The 21055-nt window shown below is 45.8% G+C and carries 15 protein-coding genes and 7 tRNA genes; 14 read left to right on the forward strand and 8 right to left on the reverse strand.

What is annotated here, in order from left to right; all coding sequences use genetic code 11:
• Positions 1–143 precede the first annotated feature (143 nt).
• From KV201_RS02235 to KV201_RS02265, 7 genes are all read left to right on the forward strand, one after another.
• Complete coding sequence (locus KV201_RS02235; protein ID WP_012089492.1) at positions 144–512, forward strand: YbaN family protein; 369 nt, start codon at positions 144–146, stop codon at positions 510–512.
• A gap of 267 nt (positions 513–779) precedes the next feature.
• The gene (gene apt, locus KV201_RS02240) at positions 780–1331 is read left to right on the forward strand and encodes an adenine phosphoribosyltransferase (protein WP_086010671.1); all 552 of its coding nucleotides are present in this window, start codon (positions 780–782) and stop codon (positions 1329–1331) included.
• Between the two features lie 37 nt (positions 1332–1368).
• Entirely contained in the window at positions 1369–4668 is a 3300-nt protein-coding gene (dnaX, locus tag KV201_RS02245; protein ID WP_226058400.1) for a DNA polymerase III subunit gamma/tau, read from the forward strand.
• A gap of 223 nt (positions 4669–4891) precedes the next feature.
• On the forward strand, positions 4892–5221 hold the full coding sequence (locus KV201_RS02250) for a YbaB/EbfC family nucleoid-associated protein (RefSeq protein ID WP_006082082.1): 330 nt from the start codon (positions 4892–4894) through the stop codon (positions 5219–5221).
• Between the two features lie 12 nt (positions 5222–5233).
• A complete protein-coding gene (gene recR / locus KV201_RS02255; protein ID WP_106650815.1) occupies positions 5234–5833 on the forward strand; it encodes a recombination mediator RecR in 600 nt (199 codons plus the stop codon).
• 470 nt (positions 5834–6303) lie between these two features.
• Positions 6304–6795: a GNAT family N-acetyltransferase gene (locus KV201_RS02260; RefSeq protein ID WP_006082080.1), complete on the forward strand. Its 492-nt coding sequence runs from the start codon at positions 6304–6306 to the stop codon at positions 6793–6795.
• Positions 6796–7040: 245 nt separating this feature from the next.
• A complete protein-coding gene (locus KV201_RS02265; protein ID WP_226058401.1) occupies positions 7041–7454 on the forward strand; it encodes a hypothetical protein in 414 nt (137 codons plus the stop codon).
• 184 nt (positions 7455–7638) lie between these two features.
• Here the strand turns inward: KV201_RS02265 and KV201_RS02270 are convergent.
• From KV201_RS02270 to KV201_RS02295, 6 genes are all read right to left on the reverse strand, one after another.
• Positions 7639–7715, reverse strand: a tRNA-Met gene (locus KV201_RS02270).
• 143 nt (positions 7716–7858) lie between these two features.
• Positions 7859–7935, reverse strand: a tRNA-Met gene (locus KV201_RS02275).
• Positions 7936–8080: 145 nt separating this feature from the next.
• Positions 8081–8157, reverse strand: a tRNA-Met gene (locus tag KV201_RS02280).
• A gap of 144 nt (positions 8158–8301) precedes the next feature.
• Positions 8302–8378, reverse strand: a tRNA-Met gene (locus tag KV201_RS02285).
• Between the two features lie 242 nt (positions 8379–8620).
• Positions 8621–8697: transfer RNA gene (locus KV201_RS02290), tRNA-Met, on the reverse strand.
• Between the two features lie 41 nt (positions 8698–8738).
• Positions 8739–8815, reverse strand: a tRNA-Met gene (locus tag KV201_RS02295).
• Positions 8816–9072: 257 nt separating this feature from the next.
• Between KV201_RS02295 and rlmKL the strand changes: the two genes are divergently transcribed.
• The 5 genes from rlmKL (at position 9073) to rmf (ending at position 15601) form a co-directional block, all read left to right on the forward strand.
• Positions 9073–11202 carry a bifunctional 23S rRNA (guanine(2069)-N(7))-methyltransferase RlmK/23S rRNA (guanine(2445)-N(2))-methyltransferase RlmL gene (gene rlmKL / locus KV201_RS02300; RefSeq protein ID WP_226058402.1) on the forward strand — a complete coding sequence of 710 codons (2130 nt, stop codon included), beginning with the start codon at positions 9073–9075 and terminating at the stop codon, positions 11200–11202.
• The gene (locus KV201_RS02305) at positions 11195–11449 is read left to right on the forward strand and encodes a glutaredoxin family protein (RefSeq protein WP_126491734.1); all 255 of its coding nucleotides are present in this window, start codon (positions 11195–11197) and stop codon (positions 11447–11449) included. The genes rlmKL and KV201_RS02305 overlap by 8 nt, the downstream gene beginning before the upstream one ends.
• Position 11450: 1 nt before the next feature.
• The gene (locus KV201_RS02310; RefSeq protein WP_006082076.1) at positions 11451–13376 is read left to right on the forward strand and encodes an ABC transporter ATP-binding protein; all 1926 of its coding nucleotides are present in this window, start codon (positions 11451–11453) and stop codon (positions 13374–13376) included.
• A gap of 28 nt (positions 13377–13404) precedes the next feature.
• A complete protein-coding gene (locus tag KV201_RS02315; RefSeq protein ID WP_226058403.1) occupies positions 13405–15237 on the forward strand; it encodes a DUF3466 family protein in 1833 nt (610 codons plus the stop codon).
• Positions 15238–15424: 187 nt separating this feature from the next.
• Complete coding sequence (rmf, locus tag KV201_RS02320; RefSeq protein WP_006082074.1) at positions 15425–15601, forward strand: ribosome modulation factor; 177 nt, start codon at positions 15425–15427, stop codon at positions 15599–15601.
• Positions 15602–15724: 123 nt separating this feature from the next.
• On the opposite strand, the gene fabA is transcribed toward rmf, so the two are convergent.
• Together fabA and KV201_RS02330 are read right to left on the reverse strand one after the other, a co-directional pair.
• A complete protein-coding gene (fabA, locus tag KV201_RS02325) occupies positions 15725–16240 on the reverse strand; it encodes a bifunctional 3-hydroxydecanoyl-ACP dehydratase/trans-2-decenoyl-ACP isomerase (RefSeq protein ID WP_006082073.1) in 516 nt (171 codons plus the stop codon).
• 74 nt (positions 16241–16314) lie between these two features.
• Positions 16315–18048 (reverse strand): AAA family ATPase, encoded by a 1734-nt coding sequence (locus KV201_RS02330; protein WP_226058404.1) that lies wholly within the window; start codon positions 18046–18048, stop codon positions 16315–16317.
• Between the two features lie 221 nt (positions 18049–18269).
• Here KV201_RS02330 and KV201_RS02335 point away from each other — a divergent pair.
• Positions 18270–18360: transfer RNA gene (locus KV201_RS02335), tRNA-Ser, on the forward strand.
• 610 nt (positions 18361–18970) lie between these two features.
• Positions 18971–20968, forward strand: a complete 1998-nt coding sequence (locus KV201_RS02340) for a methyl-accepting chemotaxis protein (protein WP_226058405.1) — start codon at positions 18971–18973, stop codon at positions 20966–20968.
• Positions 20969–21055: the final 87 nt, after the last annotated feature.

Below are 21055 nucleotides of genomic sequence, written 5' to 3' on the forward strand. Positions count from 1 at the left end.
TTTTACTGTTGCCGACTCTGCCAGCAAGCCTGTCTTGGTTAAAGCACTTAGGTCTAATTTAAGCGAGCGTTAATCTCGAGCGCATAGACTATTGGCCACTCTTAGAGTGGCTTTTGTTTTTCTGATAAAGGGTAAGTAAATCGATGGTATTAAAGCGCGGATTATTTTTATTGTTAGGTTTAACCGCGTTAGCCTTGGGTTTACTCGGTATCGTGCTGCCTTTGCTACCGACCGTGCCGTTTATCTTGCTTGCCGCTTTTTGCTTTGCCCGCTCCAGTGAACGTTTACACCATTGGTTGATGACTCATCCTTGGTTTGCCGATGCCTTAACCCAGTGGCAAGAGCAGCGAGCAATGCGTAAGGGGTTGAAACGCAAAGCTATGGTCGTCAGCGCGCTGAGTTTTAGTGTCAGCATTATTGTGGTGCCTATCCTTTGGGTAAAAGGTTTGCTGCTCGTGATGGCACTCGTCTTACTCTGGTATCTCAAAGGGATCCCTGAAATAGAGGGATGATTGAGCGACACTATGGATTCAATGTGTGGCAAATCGTTTTCGCCGCGTCATGGGTGAGGGGATGTAACACAGTGCCGACAGGGTTTGATCTAAGGCACAAATTGATAACCTTTCCATCACTTGTGCGTTGTGATTGTTGCAACTAAAACTAAAGCGGCATAAGCTTTGTCCGACTTTCGACAATGCGTCCACCCAGTGTGGACGTTTTGTTTTATACCGCCAACGCTAGGTTGGTGAATTGATTAAGTAACTTATTAAGTAAATATGATGGCTATGAATACAGAAACCTTATCCTTGATAAAGCAAAGCATTAAAACGATTCCTAATTATCCTAAGGAAGGGATTTTATTTCGAGATGTCACCAGTTTGCTTGAGAATGCAGCCGCCTATAAAGCGACCATCGACTTGTTAGTTGAACATTATCGTGGCCAAGGCTTTACCAAAATTGTGGGCACTGAGGCTCGTGGTTTCTTGTTTGGTGCGCCGTTGGCTTTAGAATTGGGTGTGGGTTTTGTGCCTGTGCGTAAACCGGGTAAATTACCGCGTGCGACTATCAGCCAAAGCTATGAACTGGAATACGGTCACGATAGCCTAGAAATTCATACCGATGCGATTAATCCAAATGACAAAGTGCTAGTCGTTGACGATTTACTCGCGACTGGCGGTACTATTGAAGCGACCGTTAAACTCATTCGCCAACTGGGCGGTGAAGTTAAACATGCGGCCTTTGTGATCTCATTACCTGATTTAGGTGGTGAAGCACGTTTAACCGCTTTAGGGCTTGAGTTGGTTAAACTTTGTGAGTTTGAAGGCGAATAAATCTGCAGCTAAAGGCGCCTTGGGATAGTTTGATGGCATGTCAAATCATGACATGTTATCTTTCAAAGTTCTCGGGGCGCATGCTCCCGCTCTTGTATCACATACTCTGGGGAGTTCCATGTCATATCAGGTGTTAGCCAGAAAATGGCGCCCTGCCACATTTGATCAAATGGTTGGCCAAAGCCATGTTTTGCATGCCTTGACCAATGCGTTAAGCCAGCAGCGCTTACATCATGCTTACCTGTTTACGGGAACGCGCGGTGTCGGTAAAACCAGCTTGGCGCGACTCTTTGCCAAAGGCTTAAATTGCGAACAAGGCGTGACAGCGACTCCCTGTGGTGTTTGCGGCAGCTGCGTGGAAATCGCGCAAGGCCGTTTTGTCGATTTAATTGAAGTCGATGCCGCGTCCCGAACTAAGGTCGATGACACCCGTGAGCTGTTAGACAATGTGCAGTATCGTCCGACCCGTGGCCGTTTTAAGGTTTATCTCATCGACGAAGTGCATATGCTGTCGCGCAGCAGTTTTAACGCACTGCTAAAAACCTTAGAAGAACCCCCCGAGCACGTTAAATTTCTTTTGGCGACAACTGATCCACAGAAACTACCCGTGACTGTGTTATCCCGTTGTTTGCAATTCAATTTAAAAAGCCTGACCCAAGGCGAAATTGGCACTCAGCTCAATCATATCTTGACCCAAGAGCAGCTTCCCTTTGAGGCTGAAGCCCTAAAGCTTCTTGCTAAAGCCGCTAATGGCAGTATGCGTGATGCCTTGAGTTTGACCGATCAAGCGATCGCCTTTGGTGGCGGCAATGTGATGCTCACTCAAGTGCAAACTATGCTTGGCAGTATTGATGAGCAGCATGTGGTTGCCTTGCTTAAAGCCTTAACCGATGCCGATATTGGCGTGTTAATGCACACTTGCGCCCAAGTGCTCGCGTACGGCGCAGATGCCCAAGAAGTGCTGCGCAGTTTGCTTGAGCTGTTACATCAAATTACCTTGACCCAATTTGCCCCCGCGGCCGCGCAGCAATCTTTGTATAGCGCGCAAATTCGCGCCTTTGCCGAGCAGCTGACGCCGGAGCAAGTGCAGCTTTATTATCAGATTTTATTAACGGGCCGCAAAGATTTACCCCATGCACCCGATCCTAAATCGGGTCTTGAGATGGCGCTGTTACGCGCAGTCGCATTTGTGCCAGAAAAGCCGGTAAAGCGTTGGCAGCCTGATGCGGTCGCTGAGATCCGTTTACCCGAAGGGCAAACGCCCGTTGCGGTAACTGCTGCAGTGCAAGCTCCTCATGTAAATGAACAACAGTTTGCTGAAACACATACAGCTGAACCACATACAGCTGAACCACATATAGCTGAAACTGCGCCTGCTGAAAAAAAAACAGCATTAATTGAGCAAACTTGCGCTAACCAGCAAGTTGAAACCGCGCAAGCGGCCGCTGTTGACATGGCTGACGTGTCAATTGAGCCAGCAGATACTGTAGAGCAGGCGCTTGATGCTGAGCTCGAAGCGGATGCGGCATTAATTGCCGAACAGGCGGTGATTCTAAGTCAGGCGCAGAGTCAGGGATTTAACGCTGACAGCTTAAACGCTGACACAGTGAATGCTGAGGTAGAGCCTCAAACTCAAACAGTATCAACCGCTCAAGCGACTTCTATACACATTTCTGAACCCGTTGCTGACAATGAAGCATCGGTTGAGAGTTTAGATGCTCATAATAGCGAAGTTCCTGAATTAATTGGGGCAACTGCCGAGTCGAGTATTGTTAATCCAGCTATGGCTGAAACGGTTGTTGGTTCAACATCTGCTGAGAACACACTGGATAACAATCCCACCGCTAACAACACGCTTGAGCAAAATGGGCTTGATGAACATAGTCCCTATGGAACTGAAGCCGAGCATTCATATCCAGCGATGGGAGATTATGCCCAAGAGTCAGCGCCGCTCGATTCCTATCAAGATGCTTATGTTGAATTCTCTTCCGGCTCTTACAATGATGACGATTTTCATCACAGCTTTGAGTCTCAAGGTGAGCCTGATGATGTTCAACACTCAGCTGCAATGCCTCAAGTGTCTCCTCAGACCCCAACTCCAATTCCAACACCAGCCTCCGCATCCTTAGCCGATGATGATATTCTCTCGGCGGTATTGGCGGCGCGGGATTCACTGTTATCGGATCTTGATGCCTTAAGTGTTAAGGACGGTGATGAAAAAAAGTCGTCACTGGACTCAAAATTAAAGACACCAAACAGTAAAGCCAATGGGATCAGTTTATCAAAACCTGCCAGTAAAAGTGATGCAAGTCAGACAAGTGCGTCATTCTCTGCCGATCCCGCCGCTGATTTAGATCCCGATTTAACAATAGATTTCGATGATGATTTTGACTTAGATCTTGAGCCCATCGCTCTGCATCAATCAGTGCCTTCGGTTGCAAGCGCATCTAGTTCTGTCCCTGCTGATCCAGTCAAACCGGCAGCATATGACCGTCCTCCTTGGGAGGCAGCACCAGAAGCAGAGCTAACAGCTGAGCTTATCGAAACGACTCAGGTTGATAGCGGTAATACTGATATCGCTGATGCTGTGATGGCTCAAGGCTCTGATATAAATGATGACTCTGCCAGCAGTGGCCAAGGATTTTTAGAGGCTAGCAACATTGCCAATGACGGACAGAATAATGCGGCAGATGGTAATGACTCCCAGAGTGCCGAACAGGGTTCAGGTTCGAAGTCACAAGTGCTTCAAACTCAAGCAAGACATCAAGATAAAGTGCAAGCTACCGCGGTAACGCCAGCTAGCACGACTGCACTGACTCAGACGGCTAGCGCTGTTGAACGTACGCAGGAGAGGGAAGTCGCGCTTAGTAAACTTCCGATCAGCGGTCATCCATTAGATTTGCATTGGTACAAGTTGATGGCGAGCTTAGAGGTCGGCGGGCGAGTGCGGCAACTGGCGGTTAATTCCGTTTGCCAAACCCAGAGCGATCCTTTGCCGCTGTTGCTTAAGCCAAATCAGAAACATCTTGCGGCCGATGTCGCCATAGTTCAGCTTGAGCAAGCCTTAAGTGCCGCGCTCGGGAACCCAAGACGGGTGCAAGTGGTCATAGGAATCGATGCGCAGCGGGAAACGCCTTTAGAGTTACGTAAACGTTTCCACCAAGAGTTGCTGCAACAGGCGCATCAATCACTGATCCATGATGACAATGTGCAATGGTTGATCCAACGTATGGGCGCCGAACTCGATGCCGACAGTTTAGTGTATCCGCCCGAGTTGTTGAATTTACGCAGTCAGCAAATACAAGCGTTACCTGAGTTAACTGAGGCAGCAAGTTAACCATGATTGACGAGCCCTTGGGTAAAATGTTCGTCGTTAATTTGTAACCTTGTGGTTTAAATTTGAGCGCAAAGTGCATATTTATAGTGATGCTGCTGAGAAACTCGGCATCGAGATCATAAGTTTATTAACAAGATAACGGCATTGATTGCCAATCCCATTTATTTAAGTAAGATTAGCCGCGTTAATGCTTGCGACTAACCCTAATAGAAGAGAAAAGACTATGTTTGGAAAAGGCGGTATGGGCAATCTGATGAAACAGGCCCAGATGATGCAAGAAAAAATGGCCAAAGTGCAGGAAGAAATCGCCCGTATGGAAATGGTGGGTGAATCTGGTGCAGGTTTGGTGAAAGTCACCATGACTGGCGCGCACACAGTGCGTAAAGTCGAAATCGACCCAAGCCTGATGGAAGACGACAAAGAAATGCTGGAAGATTTGATTGCTGCGGCTTGTAATGACGCTGCCCGTCGAATCGAAGAAAACCAAAAAACTAAAATGGCCGAAGTCACTGGTGGTATGCAATTACCTCCTGGCATGAAAATGCCATTTTAATTGAGATAGCCGATGAAATTTAGTCCACTGTTAGATGAGTTAATTCAGTCCCTGCGTTGTTTACCTGGGGTTGGGCCTAAATCGGCGCAACGTATGGCGTTTCAGTTACTCGAGCGCGACAGAAAAGCAGGGCTTAAATTAGCCAGTGCGCTGTCCTGTGCGATGAGTGACGTCGGTCATTGTCAGTCTTGCCGAACCTACACTGAAGAAACCCTCTGTCCGATTTGTGCTAGCCATAAACGCGGTACGTCTTCCACCATTTGTGTGGTGGAAACGCCCGCCGATGTATTAGCCATTGAGGCGGGTGGACATTTCACAGGTCGTTACTTTGTTCTATTAGGCCATCTATCGCCACTCGATGGTGTTGGGCCAGAAGAGTTAGGTTTAGCGTTACTTGAGCGCCACTTGGCCTCGGGTGATGTTGCTGAGTTGATTCTGGCGACCAATCCGACGGTAGAAGGCGAGGCAACAGCGCATTTTATTGCTGATATGGCCAGACGCCATAAGGTGATGATCAGTCGCATCGCCCACGGCGTGCCCGTGGGTGGAGAGCTTGAATACGTGGATAGCACGACGTTAGCCTTGTCATTCAATGGCCGTTTACCGCTTTAACAGAACACTGTGACTCAGTTTAGTTAGTGTAATGCGATTGATTATATTAGCTTAATTTAAATGCTGAACTGTACGACTCGACTCAATTGTCGCTATAGCGCTTGTATACCATAAACCCGCCAAGAACCTATCTTGAGCGGGTTTTTATTTGCCCAGTGTTTCAATCTAGATATCGAGGCTGGGTTGTTATGATAGGTTGAACGATAGCGCCGTGGTTGCTTCAATTCTCATCTCAATTGATAACTACCCATATAAAAACTAGGTTTATCAATAGTTTTTTAAATTTCATACTTGTCTTATGCGAGCTTCATCCGTAAAGTCGATTTGATAAGAAGCGGGCTAAGTTGCGATTTACTACAGTGTTCGAGCCTTTGTGCCTAACTAATTCGTGGATTTAGATCTGTGTGCTTAGCTCTGTGTACGTTGAACCGGACAGGTATTTTTTATTAGAAAACCATGGAGGGGACTCATTGGAAAAGATTACGATTAGGCATGCAGAGAAGCGTGACGCAGCAGCCATTCAAGCCGTATATGCCTGCCCAAATGCCTATACGGGTACCTTACAACTCCCTTGGCCATCGACCGATAAATGGGAGTCACGCCTTGCGGCAACATCGAATCATATTAGTCGCTATGTCGCAGAGATTGAGGGTGAAATTGTCGGCGAGTTGGGTTTTGAGGTGTACGAGCAACCCCGTCGTAGGCATGTTGCCTCCTTTGGAATGGGGGTAAAAGACAGCTACCAAGGCCGCGGTGTTGGCAGCGCCTTGATTAACGCTATGCTTGAGCTCACCGATAAATGGATGAATATAAAACGAATTGAATTAACGGTTTATACCGATAATCATGCCGCCATTGGTCTATATAAAAAGTTTGGCTTTGTGATAGAAGGTGAGTCGAAGGATTTTGCCTTTAGAAATGGTGAGTTTGTCAGTGTGTATCATATGGCGCGGATAAAATAGCATGCTGGTCTTGGCACTATTTTAACGGTTGCTTAAGGCATTTACTTTAAGAATGGACTCTAAGCGCTCATTCCAAGTCCTAACTTTAAGTACTTACTATAAGATCTGACGCTAAGTGCTCAATCTAAGAACTTACTTCAAGTGCTCACTTCACAAACCGAGGTCTGGGATAGCATTAAGCGCTCATTTTCAGAGCTCGCTTTAGGTGCTAAGTGTGTGTCTATCTCAACTTTTAAGGATAAAAAATGGGACTCATTTTATTGCCACTACTGATATTTTGGTTGGGTGTCGGTATTTATGCCATTCGTATCGGCTATCAAGTCTTGGCTGGGACATCTCAATTAAGCTATACACTCAGCGTTTGTGCGATCGCTATGGTGGCATTACTGCTTTATCTCTATTTCGGTTTCGCTCAATTTAAGGAAAATAAAGCGTTGTGGGCGTTCGAAATTCCGATGTTTTTTGCTGCGAATAAGCTCGCTTTTGGCGTCATGATCCTTGGTCTGTTGCTGCACTGCTTCGGTCAAGGTGTTCTCACTTCCGCTTATTTGAAACCTCTACCTTTCATCATGATTTTCACCGTTTCCTTTGGTGCTATGGCAGGAGTCATATTGTCCGACACCTTCATGGCTAAATTTGAAATCCAAAAAACGCATTGATGTCAGCTAATCAGGTTAAATTTTTAGTTCGGATGCAGTTGCTGAAGTGGATTTGAACTGACGATCTTCGATCGCTATTTATAGAGAGTTGAGTCCGACGAGGGAGAATTTTGATCTGGTAAGGATTTTAAAGAAGGTTATTACTGATTTTAGATACAAAAAAACCAGCATATGCTGGTTAAATTGGTTGCGGGAGCCGGATTTGAACCGACGACCTTCGGGTTATGAGCCCGACGAGCTACCATACTGCTCCATCCCGCGTCCGATTAATGCTGTTAATAACTGTTTAAATTCTGTCATCTAAGAATTGGCTTCGGAAGCTGGATTTAAACCTGCGACTTTCGCCTGTTGTTTATAAAGGGTTGAGCCTGGTAAGCTGTTTCTCGTTATAAACACATAAAAAGTGGTTGCGGGAGCCGGATTTGAACCGACGACCTTCGGGTTATGAGCCCGACGAGCTACCATACTGCTCCATCCCGCGTCCGATTGTTGCTATTAATAACTGTTTTAATTCTGTCATCTAATAATTGGCTTCGGAAGCTGGATTTAAACCTGCGACTTTCGCCTGTTGTTTATAAAGGGTTGAGCCCGATAAGCTGTTTCTCGTTATAAACACATACAAAAAGTGGTTGCGGGAGCCGGATTTGAACCGACGACCTTCGGGTTATGAGCCCGACGAGCTACCATACTGCTCCATCCCGCGTCCGATTGTTGCTATGAATAACTGTTTTAATTCTGTCATTTAAGAATTGGCATCGGAAGCTGGATTTAAACCTGCGACTTTCGCCTGTTGTTTATAAAGGGTTGAGCCCGATAAGCTGTTTCACGTTATAAACACATAAAAAATTGGTTGCGGGAGCCGGATTTGAACCGACGACCTTCGGGTTATGAGCCCGACGAGCTACCATACTGCTCCATCCCGCGTCCGATTGTTGCTGTTAATAACTGTTTGAATTCTGTCATCAAAGAATTGGTACCGAAGCCGAATTTGAACGTACGACCTTCGCTTGTTGTTTATAAGGAGTTGAGCCCGATGAGCTGTTTCTCGTTATAAACACATATAGAAAGTGGTTGCGGGAGCCGGATTTGAACCGACGACCTTCGCCTGTTGTTTATAAGGATTTGAGCCCGATAAGCTGTTTCTCGTTATAAACACATATAGAAAGTGGTTGCGGGAGCCGGATTTGAACCGACGACCTTCGGGTTATGAGCCCGACGAGCTACCATGCTGCTCCATCCCGCGTCCGATATCTATCTGTTTTACTTTACTATTTTGCTTTAAATTGGTTGCGGGAGCAGGATTTGAACCTACGACCTTCGGGTTATGAGCCCGACGAGCTACCATGCTGCTCCATCCCGCGTCCGTCTTCAAAGCGGGGCAGACTATAACGGCAGTGCCCTTGCAATGCAAGGACGAAGATTGAAAAAGGTGGTGAACGCTTAAATATAAAGCGGGATGGGCGGCATTCATACGATTTACGTATAAGTTGGGGATTTTTCGTCGATTCTCTTAGGCCAAGACAGTGACTAAATGGGGCTTTGGCTAATAACTGTTTATCTTTTATGTATCCGAGCAGGTATAATGTCGCTTTGATTTTGACTGCGTACTGATTATCCCATGCTTAATTTTTTTGCCGCCGCCCCTAAGGGCTTTGAATATAGCTTAGCCCAAGAGCTGACAGAATTTGGTGCGACTGAAGTAAAAGAGAGTGTTGCTGGTGTGTATTTCACTGCCTCTTTAGCTTTAGCGTATCGCATCACTTTATGGACACGTTTAGCCAGCCGCATTGTGTTGGTTATCTATAAAGGAAGCTGCGAGTCGGCAGAACAACTCTATAATGCAGCCTATTGTGTCGATTGGCCGGCACACTTTTCCAATAAAAGTACTTTTAGTATCGATTTCCATGGTACGGGTGGTTTTCTTAATAATACCCAGTTTGGCGCCTTGAAGATTAAGGATGCGATTGTCGATCGTTTCCGTGACGATGATATTGAGCGTCCGAATGTATCTCGCGTTGATGCTGAATTTAAAGTCGATGCGCATTTCCGTAATGGCGTGATCACGATTGCGATGAACTTCTCGGGTCCATCGCTTCATCAACGTGGCTATCGTTCGACCACAGGTGAAGCGCCATTGAAGGAAAACTTAGCCGCTAACATGCTCGTACGCAGTGGCTGGCAAGCGGCGCCTTCAACCTTGCTCGATCCTTTCTGTGGTAGCGGTACAGTGCTGATTGAAGCGGCGTTAATGGCAGCCGATATTGCCCCTGGTCTGCAACGTAGCCGTTTTGGTTTTGAACATTGGCGTCGCCATGATAAAGCCGTGTGGCAAGAAATCGTTGAAGAAGCGAAAGCGCGTGCCTCATTAGGCGTGAAACGTTGCGAGATTAAATTCTACGGTTCTGATATCGATTCGCGCTTAGTCGCGTTGGCGAAACGTAATGCCGAAAATGCCGGTGTACTGGAGTTAATCGAGTTTCAAGTTGCGGATGCTTTAACGATAGCGCCGCCTGCGGAAAGCGGCTATTTGATCACTAACCCACCTTATGGTGAGCGTTTAGGCAATGTGTCTGAGTTATTGCAGCTTTACTATCAGCTGGGTGACAAGTTGAAGAAAGAGTTTGGCGGCTGGAAAGTGGCCATGCTGTGTAGTGATATCGAACTGGTGTCATCGCTAAAGCTTAAAGCCGATAAACAAATGAAGATGTTTAACGGCGCGCTTGAATGTGCTTTTAACATCTATACCTTACATGCCAACAGTACTCGCCGTGATACGCCTGTGCTACCAGATGGCGTCGACATTGCCGATATTGCCCCAGCTTTTGCTAACCGCATTAAGAAGAATGCCAAGTTATTAGAGAAATGGGCGAAGAAAGAAGGCATCGACAGCTATCGTATTTACGATGCCGACATTCCTGAATATAACGTCGCAGTAGATAAGTATTTAGATTACGTGATTATTCAAGAGTATATGGCGCCAGCGACCATACCTGAAGCCGTGACTAAGCGCCGTTTAAGCGATGTGTTATTAGCCCTGCCGTCGGCTATTGGCATCAATCCTAACAAGATGATCATGAAGACCCGTGAGCGTCAAAAGGGCACGAGTCAATATCAAAAGCTGGATGAGCGCAAGTTAGAGCTTATCACTACCGAATATGGCGCTAAGTTCAAGTTGAACTTAACCGGTTATTTGGATACAGGTTTGTTCCTCGATCACAGATTGACACGTCGTTTAGTCGGTCAAAAGTCTAAAGGTCGCCGCGTACTGAACTTGTTCTCTTACACAGGTTCTGCTTCTGTGCATGCAGCGCTTGGCGGTGCTAAGTCGGTAACGACGGTAGATATGTCCAATACCTATATCGCTTGGGCGAAGGACAACTTTGCGCTTAATGGCCTGCAAGGTAAGCAGTATGAGTTTGTTCAATCTGACTGCATGCAGTGGATTAGGGATTGTAATGAACAGTACGATCTGATTTTTATCGATCCGCCGACCTTCTCAAACTCTAAGCGCATGGAAGATTCGTTTGATGTGCAACGGGATCATGTGAACTTACTGGCATCCTTAGTGAAACTGCTCAGCCCAACGGGAGAGCTAGTGTTCTCTAACAATAAACGTAAGTTTAAGATGGACATAGAGACGCTGACAAAGATGAACATTAATGTGACGAACATTGATGACATGACTTTGCCTATGGACTACAAACGTAATCCACATATCCATAATACCTGGCTTATCACCCATGCCTGAGTTGACTCAAGCAGAGCGGGATAACAGAACTTATCTGCTATATCACACAGATGGCTGCCATCTGTGTGAACTGGCCGCGGCGTTACTGGACGCGGCCGACATTGGCTATCGGGCCATAGATATATGTGACGATGAATACCTCGCGCAGCGTTATGGCGTATCGATCCCTGTGCTTAAAGCCTGGGATGATAGAGAATTACATTGGCCATTTAACGCAACGCAATTACAAGAGTTTACAGGAGCTTAGTTTGAGTCTGGTTCGTATCAATAGTGGCTCTTTAGCCTATGGTTACACTCCGTTGTTACAAAAAGCGGATTTTACTATTCAACGCGGCGAGCGCGTGTGTATCGTTGGCCGTAATGGTGCCGGCAAGTCGAGTTTATTAAAAGTGTTATCCGGCGATGTGCTGCTGGATGAAGGCGAGTTCAATATTGCCGGTAATGTGAGTGTTAGTCGTTTACAGCAAGATCCGCCAAAAGCTGAGCAAGGCACGGTATACGCGTATATCGCGGCAGGATTAAAGGAAGTGGGTGAGGCGCTTGAGCGTTATCATCAACTGTCCCACGATGTCGCCCATGCCGATCCAGAGCAAATGGATCGTATGTTAAATGAGATGCAAGGTCTGCAAGAAACCTTAGATCACTATAATGGTTGGCAGCTCGATTCGCGCATTCAACAAAACTGCGAGTTGTTAGGCCTAGATCCTGACAAATCGTTGAGCGAGTTATCCGGTGGTTGGCAGCGTAAAGTGGCGTTAGCCAGAGCACTGGTCAGCGAGCCAGATCTGTTGTTACTCGATGAACCGACCAACCATTTAGACATAGACACGATTGAATGGCTTGAAAAGTTTTTACTTGATTATCAAGGTGCTATCGTCTTTATCAGTCACGATAGGGGCTTTATTGCCCGTATGGCGACGCGGATTGTCGATTTAGACCGTGGTGTTGTGACATCATGGCCGGGCAACTATCAAATGTATCTTGATGGTAAGCAAGAATGGCTACGGGTTGAAGCTGAGAAAAATGCCTTGTTTGACAAGCGTCTCGCTGATGAAGAAGTGTGGATCCGTCAAGGTGTTAAAGCCAGACGTACCCGTAATGAAGGCAGAGTGCGTGCACTTAAAGCGCTACGTGATGAGCGCAGTGAGCGTTTGAATCGTCAAGGCAACGCTAAGATGGCGGTATCGGATACCGAACGTTCTGGTAAGTTAGTATTTGATGTTCAAGATCTTAACTTCAATCTGCCCGATAAAAATCTGGTTAAGAACTTCAATACCACAGTGATCCGCGGTGACCGCATTGCGCTGATTGGCCCGAACGGCTGTGGTAAATCGACCTTGATCAAACTATTAATCGAAAAGCTACAACCGCAATCGGGCGAAATTAAAGTCGGCACTAAGCTCGAAATTGCTTATTTCGACCAATATCGTGAAGCCTTAGATCCTGAGCAAACGGTTGAAGATAACGTCGGCGAAGGTAAAAAGACCATCACGATTAATGGCCAAGACCGCCACATATTAAGTTATTTGCAAGACTTTTTGTTCTCGCCTATGCGCGCCAGAACACCAGTGAAAGCGCTGTCGGGTGGTGAGAAGAACCGTCTGTTGCTTGCCAAGCTATTAATTCGCCCCGCAAACTTAATCATACTCGACGAACCGACCAACGATCTTGATATTGAGACCCTAGAATTGTTAGAGTCGCTGCTAACTGAATATCAAGGTACGCTTTTGTTGGTGAGCCATGATAGGGCATTTATCGATAATACCGTCACCAGTAGTTGGTGGTATGCGGGTAATGGCCATTGGAGCGAGTATGTTGGTGGTTATCAAGACGCAGTGAATCAGGGGGCAAAGTTTTATTCTGAGGAACCTAGTTCGCAAAAGGCGGTCGAAGCTCCAGCGGTTGAAACGAAAGCCGTTGAAGTTAAGGCTGCGGAACCTGCGAAAGCGGTAAAAAAACTGTCGTATAAGTTACAGCGTGAGTTAGAGTCGCTACCCACTGTGATGGAGCAATTAGAGGCCGATATTCTCGCATTGCAGACCACCATTGGACATTCAGACTTTTATAGTCAGGCGCAGGATAAAGTCAATCAGGTATTGAGCCAGTTGGCGGATAAAGAAAAGCAATTGGAAGTTTGCTTCGAGCGATGGGAAGAGCTTGAGTCACTGAAGTAAACCAATAATAAAAATGGGAATAGAATTAATGAAGTCAAAGTTGGATAAAGCCCTTTCCTTGGTTGCCTTAGGTGTCCTTGGTGTATTAAACAGTGCCCATGCTGCACCTGTCTATGAAATTGATAATATCGAAAATTATGAGCTGAAAGGCACGCTTAAAGACACTCGTAACGGTTATGCTTTAGGTGTGAATGCCAATGATGAATTAGTCGGTATCTCAAAGGGTAAGAAAAAGCTCAGCAGTTCAGATGTTGAAGGCGGCGTGATTGATGTTGCCGATGGTATCGCACCGGAAGAAACCATTACGTATTCGATAGATAAACCCATCATTGCCAATAACTTTGCTTTTGTTGCTAAGCACAACGATGCATCTAAGCCTTGGCTCCCCACTTTTGACAGCATTAATGGCACGACAGATCCAAGCAATACCGAGGTGATTAATTCAGTTGATACCTTTTATTACGGTATTAACGATGCCGGTATTAAAGTGGGCAGCATGACAGCACCTGAAAAGAAAACAGAGAATAAATCTACTGCTAATGTAGCCGATAATTATTGGTATTACCGCGACTATGAGTTCCGCGGTGTCGCCAAAGCTGGCAGTACTGAAATACCGCTAGTACCTCCCTATACGCTATTTGTTAATGCTGATAAGACTAAAACCGTTGAGTTAGGCGGATGGTCAGCGGCAACAGCCATTAATAACAATAATTTAGTAGCGGGTTATGCCAGTATTGATATTAGTAAATATGGTAGCGATAGAGTTAATTATTGTTTAGGTACAGAGAATACTTTGCTGGTAGATGTGTGCGTACAACGTGAGCAATATCCGAATTCTACAGGTACACGTAATATTCAGTATCAAACTCGCGCCTATGTATGGCAAATCGATAATGATACGGCTACAGGAACGGCGTTGCCTTTAGGATTAACACCTAAAGCTGATAACACTTTAACCTTTACCGCTCAAGCGCTCGGCTTGAATGATAACGGTGTCGTTGCGGGTCGTTCACACGTTTATCGTAACAATGATACAGATAAGCTGCGTCAAGATGCGGCCTATTGGGCTAAAGATACCGAAGGTAACTACCAGTACCACTGGGTCCCTATGGGGGATTCGATTTCAAGCTCTATCGCCTATGACATTAACAACAGTGGGATTCTTGTTGGTAGCTATCGCAGCTATATCCAAGGCTATTTACGTGATAAATTTTTCGTCTTTGATACCAATACCCCAGATGTCGCTTATGTGACACCTAATGATTTTGGCTCAACGACAACGGATCTTTCGAGTAAGCCAAAAGATATTAACAATAAAGGTCAAGTTGTTGGTTACGTTGAGACAACATACGACAAAGAAAAACCACGTCCTAAGGCTGGTTTCCTGTATGAGAAATCAACTGGTGAGTTTAATAACCTCAACAAGTTACTGACCTGTGAGTCTAAGGGTTATGAAAAAGCCAGTGATGGTAGCTGGGCACGTCATCAAGTCGAAGTGCGTGACGGTTCGGGTAAAACCTTCACGTATAATGCCGATATTATTGTGGTCGAAGGGACAAGTATTAACGAAGAGGGCACTATTGTAGGAACAGCATTCATTCGTAAGCCTTCCTTACAACTTGATAGTGCTGGAAATATTATTGTTGGCGAAAATGGTGAAGCGCTATTTGAACTCAATGGCAATGGTGATCCAGTGACTGCCTATATCCCGGGTATGGTCGTACTAAAACCCATCACTAATGGTGAGGCTTGCACTGTAGAGGATAATAGCGATACGGGTAATTTTGAGCGTTCTGGTGCTGCAACCTTAGCTTGGTTATTTGCTTTACCATTAGTGTGGTTCCGTCGTCGAATTCGCTAAGTTTTAAGCTTGAATTCAGACTAAAAAAATCGAGGCAAAATGCCTCGATTTTTTTTCGTTAGGATCTCAATAGTTTAATAAATAGTCAGTATAATAGCCGATTTTTTGATTGATCTTGGCGTCAAAAAGCACTATTTCTATGGGTGAAGCTTTTGCTTCTATTTTATGTAGAACAGAGGACGCTTGCATGAAAAGACAAAAACGAGATCGTTTAGACAGAGCTTTTTCAAAAGGATTCCAAGCTGGTGTGGGTGGGCGCTCTAAGGAGCTCTGTCCTTATGCAAATCTTGATTCGCGATCGCAGTGGTTAGGCGGTTGGCGTGAAGGTGTGGATGGCCGAGTTAATGGGCTATTTAATAAATAATTGAGTTTTAACTCATTAATTAAATAGTCCAGAACAAGCAAAGTAATGCAGCATATTGCCCTCAGATGAGGGCATTTTTATATCTGCAGTACTTATAGCTTCAGTGTTTTGGAGTCAGACGGATTAGAATGTAGAAGTATCGCTAAAGACACCAACTTTAAGATCGGTTGCACTGTAGATTTGACGGCCATCCACTTCTAGGATTGCATCGGCAATACCCATCACCAGTTTACGGTGAATGGTACGCTTGATATTGAGCTTGTAAGTGACTTTCTTCGCGCCTGGTAATACTTGGCCGGTAAACTTCACTTCACCTACACCCAGTGCACGTCCTTTACCTTCAGCGCCTTCCCAGCCTAAATAGAAGCCCACGAGTTGCCACATGGCATCTAGGCCTAAACAGCCTGGCATTACCGGATCGGTAATGAAGTGGCAGTCAAAAAACCATAAGTCTGGATTAATATCGAGTTCAGCGACAATTTCACCTTTGCCAAACTCGCCGCCATTATCATTGATAGTGACGATTCTATCCATCATCAGCATGTTATCGACAGGCAGACGAGGTGAGTTTGGACCAAATAATTTCCCATGGCCACAGGCGATGAGTTCTTCTTTATTGAAACTGTTTGCTTTATTCATTGTTTTACTACTCCAGCAATAAGAGCCGCCAAGGTTAGCGAACACGTGTAAGCTAAACAACTCCGATCAGCTAATTAGCGGCGAAAAAATCCCAATTTTGCGAGTAATCTCGTGATTAGGCCGATTTCCTCCTCCCCATTTCCCGCGAGCTTGTCTAATCGTTCCTGCACGAGACCATATAATGAATCATGCGGGAAATCATTATCTTCATCGGCAACACCCGCTGGCATTTGCATTAATAGCTCAACCGCTTGGTCCATATGTTCAATGGCATAGATGTGAAACAGGCCTTTGCCTACAGCTGTAATCACTTTGGGATTGAGATTAAGCTGTAATACGTTTGACTTCGGCATAATAACGCCTTGTTCTCCCGTAAGTCCGCGGCGTTCACACAGATTAAAAAAGCCTTCAATCTTCTCGTTGATGCCGCCAATCGCTTGCACATTACCAAATTGATCCAATGCGCCGGTAATCGCCAGTGATTGAATAATGGGTTGTTCGGCAATCGCTGACATCAAACAGCAGTACTCTGCTAGTGATGCACTATCGCCATCAATTTCTTGATAGGACTGTTCGAAAACGATATTGGCATTCAGGTGTAATGGCGCATCTCGTCCAAAGATACGGTACAAACAGGCTGAAAGGATCATCATGCCTTTGGCATGTATATTCCCGCCAAGTTCAGATTTTCTTTCAATATCGGCTACTTCACCATCACCGTAGTGAACAGATGCCGTGATACGCGCTGGTTCACCATAGCTATAATCGATAGCATCAATCACAGTTAAGCCATTAATCTGGCCAACCATAGCACCCGAAGTTGGCAGATTTATGAAATTGTCATCGAAGCTCTGGCCCGAATATTCTTCCGAACTGTTATGACGATAGTTGGCTTGGGTTAACGCGTGCTCAATACTGCTTGCATTGATGCTCGGTTTACCACGATAGGCTTTAGCTTGCATCATGAGCTGGGCGAACTCGAGCATAGATAAACTGAGGCGACGCTGATGTTCGGTTAACCGTGCACTATAGCGAAAGAGTGGCGCTAAGCTTGATTGCTCAAGCGTGACATCCACACTTTGGGCAACCGCTTGCAGCCATGCGACGTATTGTGACTCTTTATAACGGACCAAGTCTATTTCGCTGGCAAGCTCCGCTAACAGGGTAAAGTGACGTTGAAATTGCCAATCCTCAGTTCTGACTTGGCTATAAATCATCCCAGCACCAACCAGAACTATCTTACAGTTCAATGGAATAGGACTTAAGTTATTGCTAATTTGATACTCTTTATGGGTGAGGATTTGCATCACTAACTCCCATAAACCTTCACGTTTCCACAGTGACTCGGCGCAAATAAACACATAATGGCATTGGGCTAGGGCACCAGCTTGATACTGACTCGTTGTCCCTGTTTGCGCCATACGGCCAATTAAATCTGCGCGGCGAATATTGCCACTGAGGTAGCGATAGTGAGTTGTTTTTTCGGCAATACTTCCTTGATTTTCCTGCGGCTTATCGGACTGCCACTGAAATGTTACCGCCTTATCAATCGGACGTGTGGCCACTAAATACGCAGGGGACAAAGGTGCAAGGCTATCGATACAGGCTTGGATCATTAACTGGCGGTCAATGCTCGGGAAATCGGCCAGATACAAGTGTTGATCGACAATAGCTTGGTGGAGTTTAAACGCGTCCACAGTGCGCTCTTGCCCTAAGAGCAATGCGCTTAGATTGGCAGCCGTTTCGGAAAGGGTTGGCAGGCTAAATTCAGGTGCGAGTGAAGACGTGGGTATCAAGAGTGAATTCATATAAGCATTTACCGTGAAAAGTTACAGTGATTTTACCATACCAAGACGACAAGTCTCTCACTGTATAGGTGTTTTTACGTCTGTTTGCCCGATTATTCGTTGAAACTAGCGATGTATTTGCCGTAAAAAACATCGTGGTGAACATAAGTTGAGCATTTGGCTCAATAATTAAAAATTGAGGTTTACAAGCTAGCGGTATGCTTATATTATTTTCGGCGTTCGGAGGGGTGGCAGAGTGGTTTAATGCACCGGTCTTGAAAACCGGCGTGGGTTTATAGCCCACCCAGGGTTCAAATCCCTGCTCCTCCGCCATATTTAGTCAAAATGCCGCTAAGCAATTAGCGGCATTTTGCATTTATACAGTTTGAACCCTTGGGTTCCTGATTTTACGAGAAAGGCCATCAGCAATGATGGCCTTTCTTGTTTGTATAATTTGAACCAAGGTTCCTCATTCTAAGCTCAGCTCCTCCGCCATATTTAGTCAAAATGCCGCTAAGCAATTAGCGGCATTTTGCATTTATACAGTTTGAACCCTTGGGTTCCTGATTTTAAGCTCAGCTCCTTTGCCATATTCAGTCAAAAAAGCTGCTAATTATTTGCAGTTTAACCCCTTGAATAATGATTCGAGGCACGGCTCCTCCGCGATATTCACGATAAAGGCTATCAGCAATGATGGCCTTTTGGGTTTGTATAATTTGAATCAAGGTTCCTCATTCTAAGTTCTGCTTCTGTGAAGCAGAGAGGGTCTTTTATGTCCGATCTTCTTGTTTATGGTCTACACTCATCTCAGTGGCCAAGTTTATGGTTTTTATGGTCTTTAAAATTTGCACTAGGATGGTGCGACGTATGATTCTCGATTGTCTTGGATCATACGGCCGAGCAATTCTCCCATCTGGGTGACTTATTTTAAGTAGAGAAAGCTATGTTGTTACCAACACGTATTTCGCAGCGGCTCACTATGGGCAGCATAGTGCTGCTTTTACTGACCGGACTTGCCGTTTTTGGTGTGATGTCACTTAGGGGGCAACCTCGAGTAGTGGCGGCGAGTCAAGATTTAATCGAGCAAACCGGTAGCAGTATCGTGAGGCAACTCGCGCTCAAGCTTGCAAGCATTGAGGGCATTACCTTGAGCCTTGCACACCTCGCTGAAGTACTGCCCCACGAGCAAGCTCTTTACCTTAATTCCTTACCCAATCTAATTGATAACAATGGCGATCTCACTATCGCTGGCGGCGGGATCTGGCCTGAGCCGGATAAATTTGTCGCTGGAAGCACCCGCCATAGTTTTTTCTGGGCCCGTGGTAGCGATAATTTGCTGGCTTATTCAGATGACTATAATGCGCAATCTGGCCCTGGCTATCACAATGATCCTTGGTATACAGGGGCACGCACGAGTTCTGTATCTCAGTGTTTATGGTCTGAAGCCTATCAGGATACCGTTACAAAAGTGGCTATGGTGACATGCAGTGTGCCATATCGTCTGACGGGGACATTTGCCGGGGTCGCAACAATAGATTTGAAACTTGATGATTTAGCAAAATTTCTAACAGAACATGGCAATGTAACTGACGGTTATGCTTTTGCTTTAGATCAAGCGGGTAATATCTTGCATTTTCCTGAAGCGAATAAGTCCGACACTATGCTGCGCTTCACGGATCTCGTCGGGCAGTTACCTTGGCTTGCCCCCGTTGAAGCTGCGCTTAAACAAACCTCAATTAATAACGTTATTTCAGTGAGTTTAGATAAGGATGGAAGACTCAATCAGGCGAGCGAGGTAAGCCTGTTTGTGATGCCTGATACCGGATGGGTGATTGGTCTTGTGACGCCAAAGACCCGAGTCACAGGGCTTGCCCGTGAGCTGACCTTTGATATTTTGTTGTTTTTATTACCCTTGCTCGCCATTTTACTTTATTTGGCTTGGTTGTCGGGTAAAAAACTGTTGGCGCAACTTGAGGAAACCACAGATCAAATTGCTTCCCTTGGGAGCGGTAATTTGGGGGCCAATGTCGAGCTGCAAATTCAGCGAGATGATGAAATTGGCGCTTTGCGTCGAGCAGTAAATACCTATGCGGGTACACTGAGGGCAATGTTAGATTTGATCACCCAAGAGGCGAAGAAAGTTCAGTTTGAGGCAACGCAATTAAGTGGTCTTAGCCATAGGTTAGCCCAACGTGCGGAACAACAGCGGCTCGAGAGTGCGCAACTCGCCGCGGCGATAACACAAATGTCTTCAAGCGCGATGGAAGTGGCAAATAACACTAATGATTGTGCTGCAACAGCGCAATCTTCTTTAATTGTGGTGCGAGAAGGGCAAACCCGAGTGGCATCCAGCAATGCTTCCATTGAGGCATTAGCGGGGGAAATCGCCAATGCAACCAAGGTGATATCCCAGTTGGCTCAAGATAGCCAGAAAGTGGGCGCCGTATTAGATGTGATCAAGGCGATTTCTGAGCAAACTAATCTATTAGCGTTAAATGCGGCTATAGAAGCAGCAAGGGCGGGGGATCAGGGTCGTGGTTTTGCGGTTGTTGCCGATGAAGTACGAACTCTTGCGGGGCGAACTCAAGATTCCGCCAATGAAATCAGTACCATGATTAACGCTTTGCAATCGGCTTCGCGGCTTGCGGTACAAGCGATGCAAACAGGTGAGTCCCGCACTGTCCACGCAGTTGCTGAGGCTGAGGGAGCGGCCAGTTCTTTATCGAGTACTGTACAAAGTTTCGATGATATTTCGCAGCGAGCTCAGCAAATTGCTTTAGCCGCTCAGCAACAAAGCCAAGTGACTCAGGAGATCAATGAGTTGGCGGTGCGGATTAATAGTATCAGTGAAGATAACTCACTCGATGCGACCGCGCTCGATGCGTTAAGCCTTGAGATGCAAAAATTATCCGACCGTTTAATCAACATCAATCGAGCTTAATCCTAATATGCTTATTAATAGTGGGTTGTGGGCCACCCTGAAGTGGCGCTTCAACCGACAAGGGACTCAAAGATAAGTTAAAGAACG

It is taken from the genome of Shewanella sp. SR1 (genome assembly GCF_020447145.1).
GTDB lineage: Bacteria > Pseudomonadota > Gammaproteobacteria > Enterobacterales > Shewanellaceae > Shewanella > Shewanella baltica.

Bases quoted from the DNA above. Each gene is read 5' to 3' on its own strand.
- KV201_RS02235 (WP_012089492.1), top strand. From the start codon at position 144: ATGGTATTAAAGCGCGGATTATTTTTATTGTTAGGTTTAACCGCGTTA.
- apt (WP_086010671.1), top strand. From the start codon at position 780: ATGGCTATGAATACAGAAACCTTATCCTTGATAAAGCAAAGCATTAAA.
- dnaX (WP_226058400.1), top strand. From the start codon at position 1,369: ATGTCAAATCATGACATGTTATCTTTCAAAGTTCTCGGGGCGCATGCT.
- KV201_RS02250 (WP_006082082.1), top strand. From the start codon at position 4,892: ATGTTTGGAAAAGGCGGTATGGGCAATCTGATGAAACAGGCCCAGATG.
- recR (WP_106650815.1), top strand. From the start codon at position 5,234: ATGAAATTTAGTCCACTGTTAGATGAGTTAATTCAGTCCCTGCGTTGT.
- KV201_RS02265 (WP_226058401.1), top strand. From the start codon at position 7,041: ATGGGACTCATTTTATTGCCACTACTGATATTTTGGTTGGGTGTCGGT.
- rlmKL (WP_226058402.1), top strand. From the start codon at position 9,073: ATGCTTAATTTTTTTGCCGCCGCCCCTAAGGGCTTTGAATATAGCTTA.
- KV201_RS02305 (WP_126491734.1), top strand. From the start codon at position 11,195: ATGCCTGAGTTGACTCAAGCAGAGCGGGATAACAGAACTTATCTGCTA.
- KV201_RS02315 (WP_226058403.1), top strand. From the start codon at position 13,405: ATGAAGTCAAAGTTGGATAAAGCCCTTTCCTTGGTTGCCTTAGGTGTC.
- rmf (WP_006082074.1), top strand. From the start codon at position 15,425: ATGAAAAGACAAAAACGAGATCGTTTAGACAGAGCTTTTTCAAAAGGA.
- fabA (WP_006082073.1), bottom strand. From the start codon at position 16,240: ATGAATAAAGCAAACAGTTTCAATAAAGAAGAACTCATCGCCTGTGGC.
- KV201_RS02330 (WP_226058404.1), bottom strand. From the start codon at position 18,048: ATGAATTCACTCTTGATACCCACGTCTTCACTCGCACCTGAATTTAGC.
- KV201_RS02340 (WP_226058405.1), top strand. From the start codon at position 18,971: ATGTTGTTACCAACACGTATTTCGCAGCGGCTCACTATGGGCAGCATA.